Here is a 19,164-nt window from a genome sequence, read left to right as displayed (position 1 = left end):
GTACTACCGTCCGGGCGCCAACCTCTGCGTACCGGGTGTCGTCATGCCCCAGGCTCACGCGCGTCCGCCCCGGTCACCGGCGGAATATGGACATCGCGTTCCGTGGATGACCCGTGGAAGGATGGCGTAACGCACACATAACGAGGAGATGACCGCGTGCCTGGCACAAACCTGACTCGCGAAGAGGCTCAGCAGCGGGCGAAGCTGCTCACCGTTGACTCCTACGAGGTCGATCTCGACCTCTCCGGGGCGCAGAGTGGGGGAGGTACCTACCGGTCCGTGACCACGGTGCGCTTCGACGTCGCCGAACAGGGCGCCGAGTCCTTCATCGACCTGGTGGCCCCCACGGTCCACGAGGTGACGCTGAACGGTGACCCGCTCGACCCGGCCGAGGTCTTCGCCGACTCCCGGATCGCGCTGCCCGGCCTGCTGACGGGCCGCAACGTGCTGCGGGTCGTGGCCGACTGCGCGTACACGAACACCGGCGAGGGGCTGCACCGCTTCGTCGACCCGGTCGACGAGCAGGCGTACCTGTACACCCAGTTCGAGGTGCCGGACGCCCGCCGGGTCTTCGCCTCGTTCGAGCAGCCGGACCTGAAGGCGACCTTCCAGTTCACCGTGAAGGCGCCGACGGGCTGGACCGTCATCTCCAACTCCCCGACGCCCGAGCCCAAGGACGACATCTGGGTCTTCGCGCCGACGCCGCGCATCTCGACGTACATCACCGCGCTGATCGCTGGCCCGTACCACTCGGTGCACAGCGTGTACGAGAAGGACGGCCGGAGCGTGCCCCTCGGCATCTACTGCCGTCCCTCGCTCGCCGAGTTCCTGGACTCGGACGCGATCTTCGAGGTGACCCGGCAGGGCTTCGAGTGGTTCCAGGAGAAGTTCGACTACGCGTACCCGTTCGAGAAGTACGACCAGCTCTTCGTGCCGGAGTTCAACGCCGGCGCGATGGAGAACGCGGGCGCGGTCACCATCCGGGACCAGTACGTCTTCCGGTCCAAGGTGACCGACGCGGCCTACGAGATGCGGGCCGAGACCATCCTGCACGAGCTGGCCCACATGTGGTTCGGCGACCTGGTCACCATGGAGTGGTGGAACGACCTGTGGCTGAACGAGTCGTTCGCCACCTACACCTCCATCGCCTGCCAGGCCCACGCGGCGGACTCCCGGTGGCCGCACGCGTGGACCACCTTCGCCAACTCCATGAAGACATGGGCCTACCGGCAGGACCAGCTGCCCTCCACGCATCCGATCATGGCCGAGATCCGCGACCTGGACGATGTGCTCGTCAACTTCGACGGCATCACCTACGCCAAGGGCGCCAGCGTGCTCAAGCAGCTCGTCGCGTACGTCGGCATGGACGAGTTCTTCACGGGCGTGCAGGCGTATTTCAAGCGCCACGCGTACGGCAACACGCGCCTGTCCGACCTGCTGGGCGCCCTGGAGGAGACCTCCGGCCGCGATCTGAAGACCTGGTCGAAGAAGTGGCTGGAGACGGCAGGCATCAACCTTTTGCGGCCGGAGATCGAGACGGACGCCGACGGCGTCATCACGTCGTTCGCGATCCGCCAGGAGGCCCCGGCGCTGCCCGTCGGCGCCAAGGGCGACCCCACGCTGCGCCCGCACCGCATCGCGGTCGGCCTGTACGACATGGACGAGGCGAGCGGCAAGCTGGTGCGGGACGACCGGATCGAGCTGGACGTGGACGGCGAACTGACGGCCGTGCCCCAGCTGGCCGGGCGGCGCCGCCCGGCCGTGGTCCTGCTCAACGACGACGACCTGTCGTACGCGAAGGTCCGCCTCGACGAGGCGTCCCTCGCCTTCGTCACCGACCACCTCGGCGACTTCGTGTCCTCGCTGCCCCGCGCCCTGTGCTGGGCATCGGCCTGGGACATGACCCGGGACGCGGAGCTGGCCACCCGTGACTATCTGTCCCTGGTGCTGTCCGGCATCGGCAAGGAGTCCGACATCGGCGTGGTGCAGTCGCTCCAGCGGCAGGTGAAGCTGGCGATCGAGATGTACGCCGACCCCGCCGCCCGGGAGGCGCTGCTCACCCGCTGGACGGACGCCACGCTGGCGCATCTGCGCTCCGCCGCGGCGGGCAGCGACCACCAGCTGGCCTGGGCCCGGGCGTTCGTGGCGACCGCGCGTACGCCGGAGCAGCTGGACCTGCTGGAGAGCCTGCTGGACGGCACGCACACGGTCGAGGGCCTGGCCGTGGACACGGATCTGCGCTGGGCGTTCGTGGAGCGGCTTGCGGCGGTCGGCCGGTTCGACGAGGCGGAGATCGCGGGCGAGTACGAGCGGGACAGGACCGCGGCCGGCGAGCGGCACGCGGCCACGGCGCGGGCGGCCCGTCCGACGCCGGAGGCGAAGGCGGAGGCGTGGGCGTCGGTCATCGAGTCCGACAAGCTCCCGAACGCCGTCCAGGAGGCGGTGATCGGCGGCTTCGTGCAGAGCGACCAGCGTGAGCTGCTGGCGCCCTACACGGAGCGGTACTTCGAGGTCGTCAAGGACATCTGGGCGTCCCGCTCGCACGAGATCGCCCAGCAGATCGCCCTCGGCTTCTACCCGTCGATCCAGGTGTCCGAGGAGACCCTGCGCAGCACGGACGCCTGGCTCGCCGCCGCCGAGCCGGGCGCGGCCCTGCGGCGCCTCGTCTCGGAGTCCCGCGCGGGCGTGCAGCGGGCCCTGAACGCCCAGGCGGCGGACGCGGCGGCGGCGACCGCGTAACGCCCGCGGCAATCTCGCCCCGGGGCAGCCGGGGGCGCCGAACCCGGCGCCCCCGGCTGTTCTTGACGTCTAAGTAGCTTGGCTTCAAGCTACTTAGCGCCAAGTCACCTTGCGGGTCGGTCGGGCCCGGCCGATAATCCCGTAATGACTGCGCAGCCCGATGACCCCGTCGACGCGATCATCGACCAGTGGACGCGGGTGCGGCCCGACCTCGACACCGCGGGGATGGAGGTCTTCGGCCGGATCTTCCGCCTCTCCCGTGTCATGGGCGACCGGATGGAGAAGGCGTACGCGCGGTTCGGGATCTCGCGCGGTGAGTTCGACGTGCTGGCCGCCCTGCGCCGCATCGGCGAGCCCTACACCCTCTCGCCCCGCCGGCTCTCGGCCGCCCTCATGCTCACCACCGGCGGGATGACCGGCCGCCTGGACAAGCTGGAGCGGTCCGGGCTGCTGCGCCGCTCCCCCGACCCGCACGACCGGCGCGGCCTGCGGGTGACGCTCACGGACAAGGGGCTGCGGCTGATCGACGAGGCGGTCGGTGCGGGGCTGGCGGAACAGACGGCCGCCCTGTCCGCCCTCGGCGCCGGGCGCTCCGCCGAGCTGGCCGATCTGCTGCGCCGGCTGAGCGCGCCGCTGGAAGGGCCGTGATGGCGCGTCGTCGTGGCTGACCGTTCCCCGCGCCCCTTCGGGACGCGGGGATCAAGGGTGGCTCAGGCCTTGGCCCTGGTCTTTGTCACTCGGTGCTTGGACTTGTCCAGGACCATCACCAGGCCCGCGATGACCGCGAACAGCGCGAGCGGGGCCAGTACGTAGAGGCCCAGCGTCTCGATGACGCTCAGACCCGTGCCGGGGTCATCGCCGTCGTCGCGGGCGAGCGCGAGCGCGGGGGACGACATGAGCAGCATCATCAGCGTCGTACCGGCGGCCAGGGCGCCGACGCGCAGGGCGTTCTTCTTGTCCACGGTGCAAAAGTAGCGAACGCCCGAACGTGACCCGCGCGCGGGGTGCCGTAGCCGGTTCATGCGCCGGTACGCAGGGTTGCCAGCAGGGCGTGCAGCCGGGGTGAGGCGGTCAGTTCCTCCAGGGTCACCGGGCGACCGTCCGCGTCCGCCATGGGCAACCGCCAGTTCGGGTACTGGTCCCAGGTGCCGGGGACGTTCTGCGGGCGGCGGTCGCCGATGCCGTCCGGGAGCCAGACGCCGACCAGTCGGGCCGGGGTGCGCAGCAGAAAGCGGTGGACCGCCTGGATTCGTGCCTCCTCGGCGGCCGGCGAGCGGTCGCCCGGCGTCCCCCGGAGCAGCCCGAGGCGGGCGAGCAGGTCCAGCCACTCCCCCGTGTCCGCGGCGGCGTCCGCCCGTTCCTGCGCCGCCGGGCGGGTCAGCAGGCCGAGACGGTCGCGGAGTTCGACGTGCTCGTGCAGCTCGGCGAGCCGGCGCAGCTCCTCGTCCAAGGCGGCCGGCCCGGGCTCGGCCATCTACCGCACCGGGCCGAAGGGGTCGGCGACGGCATCGGACTCGCTGGTCAGCGCGGCCCCGTCGGTCAGTGGCGGCTCGCTGGTCAGGGGCTCGGCGTCGGGCAGCGGCGGCTCGCTGGTCAACGGGGTCTCGGCGTGCGCGCCCTCGGCGCTGAACACGCAGTGCCGGACGTCGTCGTCGGGCGCGGCGGCCGGGCCGGGCACGGGTTTGCACGGGGCCGGGAGCGAGAGGTGAGCCGGTACGGGCACGGCGTTCTCCTTGTCGGCTGTGACGGTTTCGGCGGACAACGCCAGCCCTACCCAGCCGACGCGACGGCACTCTCCACGACGATGGGCGCGGGTGCCGGGGGGCCGAGGGCACGCCCAGGGCCCCGTGGCCTGTCTCGGCCACGGGGGTATGCGAAGGCCCGGATCCGTCAGGCGGAAATGCCGTCGATCCGGGCCAAGGCGTCGTCCGCGCCGTACGGCTGCAAATAGGGCAGCCAGCGCGGGTCCCTATGGCCGGTGCCGATGATGCGCCAGGCCAGGCCGGTGGGTGGGGCGGGTTTGTGGCGCAGCCGCCAGCCGATCTCTACCAGGTGACGGTCGGCCTTCACATGGTTGCAGCGGCGGCAGGAGGCCACCACGTTGTCCCAGACGTGCTTGCCCCCGCGGCTGCGCGGGATGACGTGGTCGACGCTGGTTGCGACGCCACCGCAGTACATGCACCGGCCCCCGTCCCGGGCGAACAGCGCCCGACGGGTCAGAGGAACGGGCCCCCGGTAGGGAACCCGAACGAATCGCTTGAGCCGGACCACGCTGGGTGCGGGGACTGTGACGGTTGCGCTGTGCATGAAGGCGCCGGACTCCTCCAGGCAGACCGCCTTGTTTTCGAGGACGAGCACGAGCGCGCGGCGGAGCGGTACGACGCCGAGCGGCTCGTACGACGCGTTGAGGACCAGGACTTGCGGCACGGATGCCTCCTTGTACGCCGGCGGCGCGTGGCTCGCGCCGGGACGATCTGCAGCCAGTCTCCCCTCATGCCTGGTGAAAGCGCCACCATGTGCCGGTAACGGGCTGGGAGTGTTTTCGACCACACCTGGATTCATCCCCCGGATCACGGCCTGTTCAAGCCCGCGTGAGCCCGGTCTCTCCCCGGGGACAAGGCACGGCGCACACACGATGCCCCGTTAGTGTGTTGGTTCTGCCCGTCCGGTGAGCATTCCGTGATCTCGGCGGTCCCGGCGGTCTCGGCGATCCGCACCGCCCGGACCGGCCGGACCGCCGGGCCGGAGGCAGACCGCTGCACCTGGAGGTACCCGCCGTGTCCTTGTCCGCCGCCCTGACGGCCGCCGCCCCGTCGCCGTCGCCGTCTCCCTCGGAGTCGACGGCCCCGACGGTGCCCACGCTCCAGGACGCCCAGGAGAGCGCGACCAACGCCGCCAGCTGGGTCGAGCAGAACTGGTCGACGTGGCTCGCCATCGGGCTCAGAGTGCTGCTGATCCTGGTGGTGGCGGCGGTGCTGCGCGTGGTGGTGCGGCGGGCGATCACCAAGCTGATCGACCGCATGAACCGGACGGTCCAGGCGGTCGACGGGACGGCGCTGAGCGGGCTGCTGGTCAACGCCGAGCGCCGCCGCCAGCGCTCGCAGGCGATCGGCTCGGTGCTCAGGTCGGTGGCGTCGTTCCTGATCCTCGGCACGGCGGCCCTGATGGTCCTGTCCACCTTCCAGATCAACCTGGCCCCGCTGCTCGCCTCGGCCGGTGTCGCGGGTGTGGCGATCGGTTTCGGCGCCCGCAACCTGGTGACGGACTTCCTCTCCGGTGTCTTCATGATCCTGGAGGACCAGTACGGGGTCGGCGACCAGATCGACGCGGGCGTCGCCACCGGCGAGGTCATCGAGGTCGGTCTGCGGGTGACCAAGCTGCGCGGCGCCGAGGGCGAGATCTGGTACGTCCGCAACGGCGAGGTCAAGCGCATCGGCAACCTCTCGCAGGGCTGGGCGACGGCCGGGGTGGATGTGACGGTGCGGCCCACCGAGGACCTGGAGCGGCTGAAGGCCACGCTCGCCGATGCCGCCGAGCGGATGGGCAAGGAGGAGCCCTGGAACGAACTGCTCTGGAGCCCGATCGAGGTGCTCGGCCTGGACAGCGTCCTGGTCGACTCGATGACGATCCGGCTCTCCGCCAAGACGATGCCGGGCAAGTCGCTGGCCGTCGAGCGTGAGCTGCGCTGGCGCATCAAGCGGGCGTTCGACGCGGCGGACATCCGGATCGTGGGCGGGGAGCCGACGACGGCGGAGCCCGCGGCACCCGACCCGACGGCGTCCATCGCGGCCCCGTCGGCGTTCGGCAACGCCGGCTCCCCCCAGTCCGAGGCGGCGACCCCGATCGTCGCCCCGCGCGCGCCGACGAAGTAGGCGACCGGAGGCGGATCGGTTCAGCACACTCGTTCGAGTGACGGCGCCCTCGTTCCCCCACCACACGTCGTGCGGGCCGTGCATCGGCCTGCCGGGGCACCCGGCGCGGGCTTGGCCTGGCACCAGCGCGACACGGAGAACCAGCGATGAGCGCCGAACCGATGATGGAGCCGGTCATGACGCAGGTGGACCCCATCGGCCTGTTGAGTGCGATCGAAGAGGCGTCACGGGTGCCGATTCGACCGGAGTACGTCGAGGGGACGGTCATCGTGCCGCCGCAGCCGAACGACAACCACAACCACGGCACCTTCGAGCTGTGCTGTCAGCTCCGTGCGGCCGGATTCGACCTCGTGGGCATGGGCAACGGTTATCGCGCCGCACACAGGGACGGCAGCACGATGGCGCTGGTCGTTCCGGACTTCTATGTGCGCCGACGCAAAGCGTCCGAACTCGATGAGTCCTATCGGAAGGCCCACAAGGGCTGGTGCCCCATGGACATGCTCGCTCTCGTCGGCGAGGTGACGTCGAGCAACCACTGGGCGGACACCAGCCCGAAGCTGCGTACCTACGCCGCCGCCGGTGTTCCGGTCTACGTCCTGATCAACCGGGAGACCGCCATGGCGCACTGCCTCAGCGGTCCCGTTCTTCCGGGCGAGAATCCGGCCAAGGCGTACTACAGCGAGGAGGACAAGGTCGACCTGGGCACGGCCCTTCCCCTCCCCGGCCCCTACCCCGCTCTCGACACCACCCCGTTCCTCAAGGACTGACCCTCTCTTGACGCCTCCTTCTCGGGGTGCTTACTTTTCCAGCCAATAGGAAACCTTCCTAACAGTGCACTGGTGGACATGACACCTGGGCCGCTGGAAGGCTGGGCAGGTGGAAGGGCAGGTGGCGAGACAGATGTCAGGACCGGCCGGCACGCCGGGCACTCCACGCGTCCTGCGCGCCATGAACGACCGCGCCGCTCTGGACCTGCTGCTGGAGCTCGGCCCGCTGTCCCGCACCCGGATCGGCAAGCTCACCGGCCTGTCCAAGCCGACCGCCTCGCAACTGCTGGCCCGTCTGGAGGCGGCCGGGCTGGTGCGGGCCACCGGCACCAGCGAGGGCCGCCCGGGCCCCAACGCCCAGCTCTACGCGGTCAACCCGACCGCCGCGCACGCCGCCGGACTCGACGTCGCCCCCGGCCGCATCCGCGCCGCCGTCGCCGACATCACCGGACGCACCGTCGGCGCGTACGAACTGCCCACCCCCGGCAGACGCCCGGCCAAGCCCGTCGTACGCCAGGTGACCGACGCGCTGGACGGCGCGGTGAAGGCCGCCGGGCTGGCCCGCGACGACGTGCACCGCCTGGTCATCGGCACGCCGGGCGCCTTCGACCCGGGCACCGGCCGGCTGCGCTATGCCTCCCACCTGCCCGGCTGGCACGCCCCGGCACTGCTGGAGGAACTGGCCGCGGCGCTGCCGATGCCGGTCGAGTACGAGAACGACGTCAACCTCGTCGCCATCGCCGAGCAGCGGCTCGGCGCGGCCCGCGGGCACGGCGACTTCGTGCTCCTGTGGAACCAGGAGGGCCTGGGCGCCGCCCTGGTCCTCGGCGGCCGGCTGCACCGCGGCTGGACCGGCGGCGCCGGCGAGGTCGGCTTTCTGCCGGTGCCGGGCACGCCCCTGGTGCGCCAGGTCACCAAGGCCGACAGCGGCGGCTACCAGGCACTCGCCGGTTCCCAGGCGCTGCCCCGGCTGGCCCGGGAGCTGGGCATCGCGGACGTGCCGAGCGGGCCGTACGCGGAGGTCGCCGCCCGGCTCGTGGCCCGTGCCGCCGATCACACCGGCGGCCCCTACCGGGAGCTGCTGCGGACGTACGCCACCCGGCTCGCCACCGGTCTCGCCTCGCTCGTCGCCGTCCTCGACCCCGAACTCGTCGTCCTCAGCGGCACCTCCCTCACCTCCGGCGGCGAGGTGCTGCGCGCCCTCGTACAGGCCGAGTTGGCGGAGCTGGCCGCGCCCCGTCCGCGCCTCGTCGTCGGCGACGTCCAGGAACACCCCGTGCTGCGCGGCGCGTTGGAGAGCGCCCTCGCCGCCACCCGCGACGAGGTCTTCGACACCTCGCGCTGAGCCCCGCACCCTTTCGGCACCACGCTCCGCAGCACCGCACCGCACGGTCCGGCATCACACGCGCAGCCCCGCACCGCTCCGTCCGACATCACACCCGCAGCACCGCACCGCTCCGTCCGACATCACACCCGCAGCACCGCACCGCACGATCCGACATCACAGGGACGCGTTTCCTCCCCCGGCGGAAGCCGGGGCCTTCCATTCCGTTCCGGATGGCTCCTCCGGCTCCGGTGAGACCCGGCAAGAACCCCGGCGGCTGAGGGCTCGGCGGGCGCGGGGCCGGGGCCGGCTCAGAGGGGCCGAGGTGGGGAACCGAACTGGTTCCCGGGGCGTATTCATGGGCAAGGGGCGGTGAAGAACTCGGCGGCACCGCCGGAGGCAACCGCTGGGGGTTCGATCAAGATCCAGTGAAGGCCGGTGCGAATGTCGGTCCCTGCGGCGATACTTGGCGGCGACGGATGACCATGGGGGAGGTCGAAGTGACACACCCGCCGGAGAGCAGCGCGGCGCCACCGGGAGCGGGCCCGGCCCCTGGCCTGCCCACCATGCCCGCCGTGCGACCGCGTCCGGCGCCCGCACCGCCCGGGACCCCCTCCGCCCCGCCCCGCCGCACCGCCTTCGCCGAGGGCCTGGACCGGCTGCGCGCCGCCGCGACCACCGAACCGGGCCGGCTGCGCATCATCGGTGCAGTGATCGCCCTGCTGGTCGTCGCGTTCGGCGCGGTCACCGCCTGGCAGAGCTACGACCGCGCGGCCGCCGCGGACGATGTACTGAACCGCAGCCAGCCGCTCAGCTCGGACGCGGCCGACATCTACCGCTCGCTCGCCGACGCCAACACGGCGGCCTCCAGCGGCTTCCTGGCGGGCGGCCAGGAGACGGCCGCCGCCGGCAGCCGGTACGAGAAGGACATCCGGACGGCGGCGGAGAAACTGGTCAAGGCCGCCGCCAACTCGGAGCCGAAGTCCCCCTCCGCGCTGGCCATAGCCAAGATCAACCGGCTGCTTCCGGAGTACAAGGGCCTGGTCGAGCGGGCCCGCGTCTACAACCGGCAGGGCTACCCGGTGGGCGGCGCCTATCTGCGGCTCGCCAACAGCACGATGCAGGAGCAGATGCTGCCCGCGGCCGAGGAGCTGTACACGTCGGAGAACGAGCGGCTGAAGGCCGACTACGGGGACGCGACGCCCTATCCGTGGGCGGCGATGGCCCTCGGCGTCGTCGCCCTGGCCGCGCTGGCCTGGGCCCAGCACCGCGCATACCGGCGCACCAACCGCGTCCTCAACCACGGTCTGGTGGCCGCGAGCGGCGCCGCCGTGATCGTCCTGCTCTGGCTGGTCGTGGGTCACTCCGTCGCCCGGTCGGGCCTCAACGGCTCCTACGACCACGGCGTCCGCTCGCTGAACGCGCTGCACGACGCCCGCATCGCCTCCCTGAAGGCCCGCGGCAACGAGAACCTGAGCCTGGTGGCCCGCGGCGCCGACACCGTCAAGGTCGGTGAGAAGACGTACGACAAGTACTACTACGACTTCGACCGGGACATCGCCGACCTGGGCAAGCGTCTGGCCGAGGCGCGGCGGCTCGCCGACGACACCGCCGGCGGAAAGCCGGTGGCCGCGGCCGAGGCGGACATGGCGGTGTGGCGGCAGCGCCACGACTCGGTCCGTACCGAGGACGAGAACGGCAACTACCAGCAGGCCCTGGACAAGGTGATCGGCGACAAGGACGCCACCGGCGAGTGCTTCGACAGCGTGGACGACAATCTGCGGACGGCGCTTGAACACGAGCAGAGGGAGTTCCAGCAGTCGGCGCGCGACGGCCTGCACGCGATGGGGTTCCTGCCCGTCGGCGCCGCGGTCCTCGCCGTCCTGGGCGCGGCGGGCGCGGTGTTCGGCATCGGGCGCCGGCTTTCGGAGTACCGGTGAGAGGGGCGTGACGATGAACGCACGCGTGGAGCGCGGTCGCCGGGCGCCGCTGCGGGGCTGGGGCGGGGTCGGCGCGATGGCGGCCGGCTGCGCCCTGGCGCTGGCGTCCGTTCTGCTGCTGCCGCTGACCCAGTCGACCGACGCCCCGGAGGACGCGCGGCACACCGGCACGGGGCATGTCGCCGCCGGCAGCCAGGCGCGGGCCGACGCCTGCAAGGACCCGGAGAAGCAGACGCTGCCCCCGTCGGGCGCGGACGGTCCCACCATCAACGCCATCAAGGCCCGCCAGGGCGACAAGCGGAAGCTGATCGTCGGCGTCGACCAGAACAGCTACCGCTGGGGCTACCGCAATCCGAACACCGAGGGCGCGGAACTGGAGGGCTTCGACATCGACCTGGCGCACCGGATCGCCGAGGACATCCTCGGCGACCGGAACGCCGTCCAGTTCAAGGCCATCCCGACCAACCAGCGCATCCCCGCCATCGAGGACGGCCGGGTCGACATGGTGGTGCGCACCATGACCATCACCTGCGACCGGCTGTCCGAAGTGGCCTTCTCCGCCCCGTACTTCAAGACCGGCCAGCAGGTGCTGGCGCCCAAGTCGTCGTCGATCACCGGGTACGACGGCTCGCTGGCACACCGGCGGATCTGCACGGCGACCGGTTCGACGGCGTACGCCAAGCTGGCTCAGGACCGGCAGAACGGCCGGCTGCCGTCCTCCGCGGACATCTCCGTCACCGTGCCCAATCAGCTCGACTGCCTGGTGCGGCTCCAGCTCGGCCAGGTGGACGCCGTGGTCACCGACGGCGCGCTCGCCGCCAGCCAGGCCGCCCAGGACCCCACGGTCGAACTGAAGGGCACCGCGTTCACCACCGAGTACTACGGCGTGGCGATGAAGAAGGACGCCGACGATCTGGTACGCCGGGTCAACCAGATCCTGGTGGACTACCGCGCGGACGGCTGGCAGAGGTCGTACGACGAGTGGCTGTCGGCGACACTGGGGAAGGACGCGGCACCCTCGGAGCCGTCCGCGCCGCGCTATCTGCGCGGCAGTTGACGGGGCATCGGCCGGCCGATCTTTGGGCAGACCTTCGACCGAACCACCCCGAACAACCGAACCACCCGGAACAACCGAGCAACCCCGAACAACCGAACCGCCCCGAACAACCGAACACTTCGAACGACCGAACACCCCGAACGACCGAACACTTCGGACAGAGACCAGGACCACACAGCAGCGAGAGGTGATCGATGGGCGTCACGGACCCCGCCGGGCCGGTGATGGACCGGGACGAGGTGGACCGTGCGCTGGCGCGGCTCGGCGCGGAGCACGAGGCGATCGAGACATCGCTCCTCGCCCTCCAGGACCACGCGGGCCGCAGGCTCCTCGAAGGCGCCGAGCTGACCGGCACGACCAGGGAGCGCTGGTCGGCCGCGGAGGCGTCGATCACGCTGTTGTGGGCCTACTTCGACGCGTACACGGCCGCCCTGCACACCGCCCGGGAGATCCGCGCCCGGCGCCGCTGGTCCAGCCGCGAGGACCTGGTGGAGCTGACCGAGCTGCTGCGCGGCGAGTCCGTCACGATCGCCGGCGGCGCCACGGCGACCGCGAACGCGCCGGCCCTGACCGGCCCCGGCCGGCTCAGCCAGAGCTTCAGCCTGGCCGGCCTGGTGGACCGGATGAACGAGCTGTACGCGTCCTCGCTGGACATGGTCGTCGCCGCCGACGCGGTCTGGTCGGCGCTGCCCGCCCGGATCGACCTGCTGGCCGCGGAGCTGCAGCGCACCCGCAAGCTGGCGTACTCGGTGGGCGTGCGCCCCGGCGAACACCCGGCGGGCGACGACCTGGAGCGCATCACCCGCACACTGACCCGGCTGCGCGAGGAGGTCGTCTCCGACCCGCTCGCCTTCTGGGTTCCCACGCAGGGCAGTTCGGCGCCGGGCGGCGGCCGGCCGGACACCACGGTGTACGACCGGGAGGCGCGCGCCCTGGAGGACGTGCGCCGCGAGATCGACGCCGTGCTGACGGTGCGCCAGGACGCGGAGGCCCGGCTGATCAAGCTGCGGGACGTGCTGTCCCGCGCGGACCGCACGCTCGCCGAGGCGCGCACCGCGCGCGGCGAGGTCCTGGCGAAGATCGCGGCATCGGAGGTGCCTGCGGTCAGCGGGCCGCCGACCGTGCTCCAGGAGCAGCTGGCGACGGCCGCCGAGTACCGCAGGCAGGCCCAGTGGCACCGGCTGTCCCCGCTGCTCGAGTCGTTGGAGCTGAAGGCGGAGGACGAACTGCTGCGCGCCCGCGACTCGCTCACCGCGGTCACCGCGCCGCTCGCGGTCCGCGCGGAGCTGCGCGGCCGGCTCGACGCGTACAAGGCGAAGGTCGCCCGGCACGGGCTGGCCGAGGACCCGCTGCTCGTCGAGCGGTACGACGCGGCTCGGCGCATGCTGTGGAGCGCGCCGTGCGATCTGCGGGTCGCCGAGGAGGCGGTGCTGCGCTACCAGCGGGCCGCCGCCGAACAGCTCGCCGCGGCGCGGGTGCCGGAGCAGGGCGGTCCGCGGGACCGGAGGGGGGACGGCCAGCCATGAGTCAGCCGGGACAGACATGCCAACGACCCTCGTGCGAGGGCACGTACGAGGACGTGGGCGGCGGCGAGCTGTACTGCGACACCTGCGGGCTCGCGCCGGTCGTGTCGGCGACCGGGATGGTCGGCTCGCCGCCCACCGGGATCACCGGCCAGGGCCGTGGCTCGGGCTCCGCGGACAGCACCGGTTCCCGTGCCGGCGGCCACAGTTCGCGTACGTCGTCGCAGTCGTCGAAGTCGCGGCGCTCGGTGTCGGGACGGCTCTCGCGCGCCCTGTCGGCCGGGGCGACCGGCCGCTCGCTGTCGGTGCGCAGTTCCGGCTCGTCCGCCGGTTCGTCCGGGCGCGGCCGGCTCGGCGCGGGTCTGGTGGCGGTGCCGCAGGTGCCACGGCCCGATCCGCGGGCGATGGTGCTGGACAACCCGCAGGTGCCCGAGCGCAAGCGGTTCTGTTCGCGCTCGGACTGCGGGGCGCCGGTGGGGCGGGCCCGCGGCGACCTGCCGGGCCGCACGGAGGGCTTCTGCACCAAGTGCGGGCACCCGTATTCGTTCGTGCCCAAGCTGCGCACGGGCGACGTCGTGCACGGCCAGTACGAGGTCGTGGGCTGTCTGGCGCACGGCGGTCTGGGCTGGATCTACCTGGCGGTGGACCGCGCGGTCTCCGACCGCTGGGTGGTCCTCAAGGGCCTGCTGGACACGGGCGACCAGGACGCGATGGAGGCGGCGATCTCCGAGCGGCGCTTCCTCGCGGAGATCGAGCACGCCAACATCGTGCGGATCTACAACTTCGTGGAGCATCTGGACCAGCGCACCGGCTCCCTGGACGGCTACATCGTCATGGAGTACGTCGGCGGCAAGTCGCTGAAGGAGATCGCCAACGCCCGCCGCACCCCGGAGGGCAGACGCGATCCGCTGCCGGTGGAGCAGGCGTGCGCCTACGGCATCGAGGCGCTGGAGGCGCTCGACCATCTGCACAGCCGCAACCTGCTGTACTGCGACTTCAAGGTCGACAACGCGATCCAGACCGAGGACCAGCTCAAGCTGATAGACATGGGCGCGGTACGCCGGGTGGACGACGACGAGTCGGCCATCTACGGCACGGTCGGCTACCAGGCGCCGGAGGTCGCGGAGGTCGGCCCCTCGGTCGCCTCCGACCTGTACACGGTCGGCCGTACGCTGGCCGTGCTGACCTTCGACTTCCAGGGCTACACGAACGTCTTCAGGGACTCCCTGCCGGACCCCGACACCATCGAGGTCTTCCGGCGGTACGAGTCCTTCTACCGGCTGCTGGTGCGCGCCACCGACCCGGATCCGGCCCGCCGGTTCGCCTCCGCGCAGGAGATGGCCGAGCAGCTGACGGGCGTGCTGCGCGAGGTGGTGTCCCTCCAGACGGGCCGGGCGCGGCCCGCGCTTTCGACGCTGTTCGGCCCCGAACTGAAGGTCACGGACACGGAGTTGTTCCCGCGGCTGACCGATGATGTGTCGCGGCTCGGGGCGCGTGCGGTGCCGGTCGGGCGGCGGGGCCGCAGGTCCGCGGCGGGCGCCCCGTCGGGCGGCGTCCCCGGGGCGCCCCTCCCGTCCGCCACAGGGACCCCACAGTCCCTCGGCACGGCACCGGCGGCCCTCGGTACCGCCTCGACCGCCCTCGGTGCGGCCCCGGATGCCGCCGGGGGCATCTCAGTTGCCACAAACGTCTCAGGGGTCTCAGGCGGCGCCGTGTCCGGCGTCGTCCGCCCCATCGCCACCCCCGGCGCCGCCCTCGCCCTGCCCGTGCCGCACGTCGACCCGGCCGACCCCAACGCCGGTTTCCTGGCGGGCCTGCTGGCCTCGGCGCCGGCCGAGCTGATCACCGCGCTGGCCGCGGCGCCGCAGCAGACCGTGGAGACCCGGCTGCGCCAGATCCGCGCCCGGCTGGAGAACGGCGACTTCGAGACGGCGCTGAGCGCGCTGGGTGAGCTGGCCGGCGAACGGCCCGACGACTGGCGGGTGGTCTGGTACCACGGCGTGGCCGCGCTGGTCACCGGCGACTTCGAAGGGGCCGCACTGGCCTTCGACGCGGTCTACGACGCCTTCCCGGGCGAGGCCGCGCCGAAGCTCGCGCTCGGCCTGTGCGCGGAGGTACTGGGCCAGTTGGACAACGCCGCCGAGTACTACCGCCTGGTGTGGTCGACCGATCCGAGCTATGTGAGCGCCGCGTTCGGCCTGGCCCGCGTCCAGTTCGCGGCCGCGGACCGCACCGGCGCGGTGCGGACCCTGGAGTCGGTGCCGGAGTCGTCCATCCACTACACGGCGGCGCGCGTGGCCGCCGTACGCGCTCGGCTGCGGCAGCGCACGGCGGGCCCCGGGGACGTACCCTTCCTGGACGACCTGACCGCCGCCGCGGGCCAGGTGGAGGCCCTGGACGCGTACGGTCTCGACCCGGCGCGCCGCGAGCAGTTGTCGGCGGAAGTACTCGGCTGCGCGCTGGACTGGATACTCTCCGGGGGCCGGGCTTTGGCCGGGCCCGCCGCCGGCGGGCGGGTGCTGCTCGGCAACGACCTGGACGAGCGGGGCCTCCGCTTCGGCCTGGAGCGCTCGTACCGCACGCTGGCCCGGCTCGCGCCCGGCGGCGAGGAGAGGATCGACCTGGTGGAACGGGCCAACCGTTACCGCCCCCGGACGTGGGTGTAGTTGATGTCGCACATGCCCCAGCAGGCCGCGCTGTCGAAGTGCCCGAACTGCGCGGAGCCGGTTGAGCCGGGTGACCGGTTCTGCGGTGCGTGCGGGTACGACCTTTCGGTGGTGCCCGCCCTGCCGCAGGACCACCCGACGCTCACCATGGACGCCGCGGGCCGGTCCGCCCCGGACGGCACGGCCTGGCCCGTCGCCCCCGGCACGGACGGCTCCGGCACGCCAGCGGCGGCCCATCTGCCGACCGATCTGCCGGGCACCGACTCGGGCGGCTCCCCGCTGAGCGCGGCGGAGCCCGCCGCCGGTCCCCCCGCGCCGGGGGTGCGGTTCGACCGGCCGCAGGAGCCCGAGGAGTACCGGCTGCAGGCGCCCGATCCGCGGGTGGCCGCCGAGCCCGCCACGCCCCCGGAGGCCGCGCAGGTGTGCGTGGCCTGCCGTGCGGGCCGGGTCGACGACGACGGCTACTGCGAGAACTGCGGGCACGCCCAGCCCCGCGAACGCGACCACATGGAACGGGAGTCGGGCCCCATCGCCGCGGTCAGCGACCGCGGACTGCGGCACCACCGCAACGAGGACGCCTTCACCGTCGGCCACACCGCGCTGCCCGACGGCTCGCCGGCGGCGCTCGCCGTCGTCTGCGACGGCGTGTCCTCGGCGACCCGCCCCGACGAGGCGTCGCTGGCCGCCTCGCAGGCGGCCGGCCAGGCGCTGCTGGCCGCCCTGCCGCGGGGCACGCATCCGCAGCAGGCGATGCACGAGGCGATCGTCGCGGCCTCACAGGCCGTCAACGCGCTGGCGGACGAGCCCGCCGGCGCCCGCGAGCACACCCCGCACCAGAACGCCCCGGCCTGCACGATCGTCGGCGCGGTGGTCGCCTCCGGGCTGCTGGTGATCGGCTGGGTCGGCGACAGCCGCGCCTACTGGGTGCCCGTGGACCGCGCCGCGCCGTCGGCCCGGCTCACCGAGGACGACTCCTGGGCCGCGCAGATGGTCGCGGCCGGTCTGATGACCGAGGCGGAGGCGTACGCCGACGAGCGCGCCCACGCGATCACCGGCTGGCTCGGCGCGGACGCCTATGAACTGGAGCCGCACACCGCGTCCTTCAAACCGGACCGGCCGGGCGTCGTGGTGGTGTGCACGGACGGCCTGTGGAACTACGCGGAAACGGCCGAGGAGATGGCCGAGGCGGTGCCCCTGGACGCCGCCGTGCGGCCCCTGCACAGCGCCCGGGTGCTGGTCGGCCACGCCCTGGACGGCGGGGGCCACGACAACGTAACAGTGGCCGTCGTACCGTTCCCCGTCCTGCCGCAGGGGGCAGGATCGGCCTGAGGGGCCGCGGACGGGGAGGTCCCGGCGGACGGTGGGGACGGTCCGCAGTCGAGTCGCCGCCCACGGGCACCGTGGGTTCAAAGGGGGATCAGAGTAGGCATGGCCAATTTCTCGAAGTCGAACGTGCCGCAGTTCTCGGTGGACGTGTACCAGAACGAGTACCTGCCCGAGGGCGGCCGTGAGGTCAACGCGATCGTGACCGTGACCGCGACCGGCGGAGGCACCGTCGGGAGCGCGGTCACGGCTCCCCATCTGTACTCGCCCGGGCAGGGGCCGTCCGCCGCGGTGGCCCTGATGGTCGACTGCTCGGGTTCGATGGACTACCCGCCGACCAAGATGCGCAACGCCCGCGACGCCACGGCCGCCGCTATCGACACCCTGCGCGACGGCGTGCACTTCGCGGTGATCGGCGGCACGCACATCGCCAAGGAGGTCTACCCGGGCGACGGCCGGCTCGCCGTCGCCGACGCCACCACCCGCGAGCAGGCCAAGCAGGCGCTGCGCAGGCTCAGCGCGGGCGGCGGCACGGCCATCGGCACCTGGCTGCGGCTCGCCGACCGCCTGCTGTCCTCGGTGGACGTCGCCATCCGGCACGGCATCGTGCTCACCGACGGCCGCAACGAACACGAGTCGCCGCAGGACCTCAAGGCCGCGCTGGACGCGTGTGCCGGGCGCTTCACCTGTGACGCACGGGGCGTGGGCACCGACTGGGAAGTGAAAGAAGTCACATCGATCGCCTCGGCCCTGCTCGGCAGCGCCGACATCGTCGCCGATCCGTCGGGCCTTGCCGCCGACTTCACGCGGATGATGGAGACGGCGATGGGCAAGGAGGTCGCGGACGTCGCCCTCAGAGTGTGGACCCCGGTCGGCACGACCATCCGGTTCGTCAAGCAAGTCGCCCCGGCCGTCGTGGAATTGACCGACCGCCGGACCGAGGCGGGCCCGCGCGCCGGGGACTATCCCACCGGTTCCTGGGGCGACGAGTCCCGTGACTACCACCTCTGCGTCGAGGTGCCGGCCGCCGCCGTCGGCCAGGAGATGCTGGCCGCCCGGGTCTCCCTGGTCATCCCGCAACCCGGGGGCAGCGCACAGAACTTGGGCGCCCAGGGACTGGTACGGGCGGTGTGGACCGACGACATGGCCGCGTCCACCTCGATCAACCCGCAGGTGGCCCACTACACCGGTCAGGCGGAGCTGGCACAAGTCATCCAACAGGGGCTCGATCTCCGCAAAGCGGGCGATACGGATGGCGCAACGGCCAAACTGGGCAGGGCGGTCCAACTGGCCAGTGCCTCCGGGAACGCGGATACTGCGAAACTGCTTGCGAAGGTGGTGGACGTGGTCGATGCCGCGACGGGTACTGTGCGACTGAAGGCGAGGGTCGAGGAGGCCGACGAGATGACTCTCGAAACACGGTCCACTAAGACTGTTCGTGTAAAGAAGTGACGTAACAGGACTTCAGGAAGACCCTGACAGAGAGGGGGACGTGCCGACATGCCGACCTGCCCGAACGGACACCAGTCGGGTTCCGACGACTGGTGCGAGGTCTGCGGTCACCGCATGGCCGGTGCCGTGCCTCCGCCGCCCCCGCCGCCCCCGGGAGGCGGTTACGGATTCCCGCCGCCCGCGCCGGGCGCTCCCGGACGCCCGCACCTGGCCGCCGTGCCGGACCCGGAGCTGTGCCCCCAGTGCCGCACGCCGCGCGAGGGCGGTGCGCCGTTCTGCGAGGAGTGCCGGTGGAACTTCCTCACCAACACGGCCACCTCGTACACCCCGGCCGCCCCGCGCCCGCCCGCGCCGGCCCCCCGCTTCCAGCCGCCCGGGCAGTCCTACGGCGCCGGCGACTCGTACGCCGTCGTCCGGCTCGCCCTGCTGATCGCCCTGATCGCTCTGATCGCTCTGATCGGCCTGATCGCGGTCGCCGAGGCGGCCCTCGGCACACTCGGC

14 protein-coding genes and 2 pseudogenes are annotated in these 19,164 nt (G+C 72.3%); 12 read left to right on the top strand and 4 right to left on the bottom strand.

Annotated features, from left to right (window positions below):
* Nucleotides 1-156: 156 nt before the first annotated feature.
* Both pepN and ABT245_RS08125 read left to right on the top strand, forming a co-directional pair.
* On the top strand, nt 157-2,739 hold the full coding sequence (gene pepN, locus ABT245_RS08130; protein ID WP_351730269.1) for an aminopeptidase N: 2,583 nt from the start codon (nt 157-159) through the stop codon (nt 2,737-2,739).
* 144 nt (nt 2,740-2,883) lie between these two features.
* On the top strand, nt 2,884-3,387 hold the full coding sequence (locus tag ABT245_RS08125; protein ID WP_351730267.1) for a MarR family winged helix-turn-helix transcriptional regulator: 504 nt from the start codon (nt 2,884-2,886) through the stop codon (nt 3,385-3,387).
* Between the two features lie 62 nt (nt 3,388-3,449).
* On the opposite strand, the gene ABT245_RS08120 is transcribed toward ABT245_RS08125, so the two are convergent.
* From ABT245_RS08120 to ABT245_RS08105, 4 genes and pseudogenes are all read right to left on the bottom strand, one after another.
* Nucleotides 3,450-3,701 carry a hypothetical protein gene (locus ABT245_RS08120; RefSeq protein WP_351730264.1) on the bottom strand — a complete coding sequence of 84 codons (252 nt, stop codon included), beginning with the start codon at nt 3,699-3,701 and terminating at the stop codon, nt 3,450-3,452.
* Between the two features lie 56 nt (nt 3,702-3,757).
* Nucleotides 3,758-4,153: pseudogene (locus tag ABT245_RS08115) on the bottom strand (4-alpha-glucanotransferase); the annotation flags it as partial.
* A 60-nt stretch (nt 4,154-4,213) separates the two neighbouring features.
* Nucleotides 4,214-4,462, bottom strand: coding sequence for a hypothetical protein (locus ABT245_RS08110; protein ID WP_502982077.1), 249 nt, complete (start codon nt 4,460-4,462; stop codon nt 4,214-4,216).
* A 167-nt stretch (nt 4,463-4,629) separates the two neighbouring features.
* Nucleotides 4,630-5,166 carry an HNH endonuclease gene (locus ABT245_RS08105; protein WP_351730260.1) on the bottom strand — a complete coding sequence of 179 codons (537 nt, stop codon included), beginning with the start codon at nt 5,164-5,166 and terminating at the stop codon, nt 4,630-4,632.
* Between the two features lie 350 nt (nt 5,167-5,516).
* On the opposite strand from ABT245_RS08105, the gene ABT245_RS08100 reads away from it, so the two are divergent.
* The 10 genes and pseudogenes from ABT245_RS08100 to ABT245_RS08055 form a co-directional block, all read left to right on the top strand.
* Nucleotides 5,517-6,611: a mechanosensitive ion channel family protein gene (locus ABT245_RS08100; protein ID WP_351730257.1), complete on the top strand. Its 1,095-nt coding sequence runs from the start codon at nt 5,517-5,519 to the stop codon at nt 6,609-6,611.
* Nucleotides 6,612-6,757: 146 nt separating this feature from the next.
* Nucleotides 6,758-7,378, top strand: a complete 621-nt coding sequence (locus ABT245_RS08095; RefSeq protein ID WP_351730254.1) for a Uma2 family endonuclease — start codon at nt 6,758-6,760, stop codon at nt 7,376-7,378.
* Nucleotides 7,379-7,511: 133 nt separating this feature from the next.
* Entirely contained in the window at nt 7,512-8,723 is a 1,212-nt protein-coding gene (locus ABT245_RS08090; protein ID WP_351730251.1) for an ROK family transcriptional regulator, read from the top strand.
* Nucleotides 8,724-9,202: 479 nt separating this feature from the next.
* The gene (locus ABT245_RS08085; protein ID WP_502982086.1) at nt 9,203-10,642 is read left to right on the top strand and encodes a GlnX family signal transduction membrane protein; all 1,440 of its coding nucleotides are present in this window, start codon (nt 9,203-9,205) and stop codon (nt 10,640-10,642) included.
* Nucleotides 10,643-10,655: 13 nt separating this feature from the next.
* On the top strand, nt 10,656-11,699 hold the full coding sequence (locus ABT245_RS08080) for a glutamate ABC transporter substrate-binding protein (RefSeq protein WP_351730246.1): 1,044 nt from the start codon (nt 10,656-10,658) through the stop codon (nt 11,697-11,699).
* A 194-nt stretch (nt 11,700-11,893) separates the two neighbouring features.
* Nucleotides 11,894-13,225, top strand: a complete 1,332-nt coding sequence (locus ABT245_RS08075) for a hypothetical protein (RefSeq protein WP_351730244.1) — start codon at nt 11,894-11,896, stop codon at nt 13,223-13,225.
* The gene (locus ABT245_RS08070; RefSeq protein WP_351730242.1) at nt 13,222-15,888 is read left to right on the top strand and encodes a serine/threonine-protein kinase; all 2,667 of its coding nucleotides are present in this window, start codon (nt 13,222-13,224) and stop codon (nt 15,886-15,888) included. The genes ABT245_RS08075 and ABT245_RS08070 overlap by 4 nt, the downstream gene beginning before the upstream one ends.
* Before the next feature lie 3 nt (nt 15,889-15,891).
* On the top strand, nt 15,892-17,217 hold the full coding sequence (locus ABT245_RS08065) for a PP2C family protein-serine/threonine phosphatase (protein ID WP_351730239.1): 1,326 nt from the start codon (nt 15,892-15,894) through the stop codon (nt 17,215-17,217).
* Between the two features lie 99 nt (nt 17,218-17,316).
* Nucleotides 17,317-18,663 carry a vWA domain-containing protein gene (locus ABT245_RS08060; protein ID WP_351730236.1) on the top strand — a complete coding sequence of 449 codons (1,347 nt, stop codon included), beginning with the start codon at nt 17,317-17,319 and terminating at the stop codon, nt 18,661-18,663.
* Between the two features lie 48 nt (nt 18,664-18,711).
* A pseudogene (locus tag ABT245_RS08055) lies at nt 18,712-19,164 on the top strand (hypothetical protein); the annotation flags it as partial.

The sequence above is a fragment of the Streptomyces sp. NPDC001508 genome, assembly GCF_040298665.1.
Classification (GTDB): domain Bacteria; phylum Actinomycetota; class Actinomycetes; order Streptomycetales; family Streptomycetaceae; genus Streptomyces.
This window is presented reverse-complemented; position numbering and strand designations above follow the sequence as displayed.

What these genes read in the sequence shown, in the direction of transcription:
- ABT245_RS08125 (WP_351730267.1), top strand. Translation starts at nt 2,884, where the DNA reads ATGACTGCGCAGCCCGATGACCCCGTCGACGCGATCATCGACCAGTGG.
- ABT245_RS08095 (WP_351730254.1), top strand. Translation starts at nt 6,758, where the DNA reads ATGAGCGCCGAACCGATGATGGAGCCGGTCATGACGCAGGTGGACCCC.
- ABT245_RS08090 (WP_351730251.1), top strand. Translation starts at nt 7,512, where the DNA reads ATGTCAGGACCGGCCGGCACGCCGGGCACTCCACGCGTCCTGCGCGCC.
- ABT245_RS08080 (WP_351730246.1), top strand. Translation starts at nt 10,656, where the DNA reads ATGAACGCACGCGTGGAGCGCGGTCGCCGGGCGCCGCTGCGGGGCTGG.
- ABT245_RS08075 (WP_351730244.1), top strand. Translation starts at nt 11,894, where the DNA reads ATGGGCGTCACGGACCCCGCCGGGCCGGTGATGGACCGGGACGAGGTG.
- ABT245_RS08070 (WP_351730242.1), top strand. Translation starts at nt 13,222, where the DNA reads ATGAGTCAGCCGGGACAGACATGCCAACGACCCTCGTGCGAGGGCACG.
- ABT245_RS08065 (WP_351730239.1), top strand. Translation starts at nt 15,892, where the DNA reads ATGTCGCACATGCCCCAGCAGGCCGCGCTGTCGAAGTGCCCGAACTGC.
- ABT245_RS08060 (WP_351730236.1), top strand. Translation starts at nt 17,317, where the DNA reads ATGGCCAATTTCTCGAAGTCGAACGTGCCGCAGTTCTCGGTGGACGTG.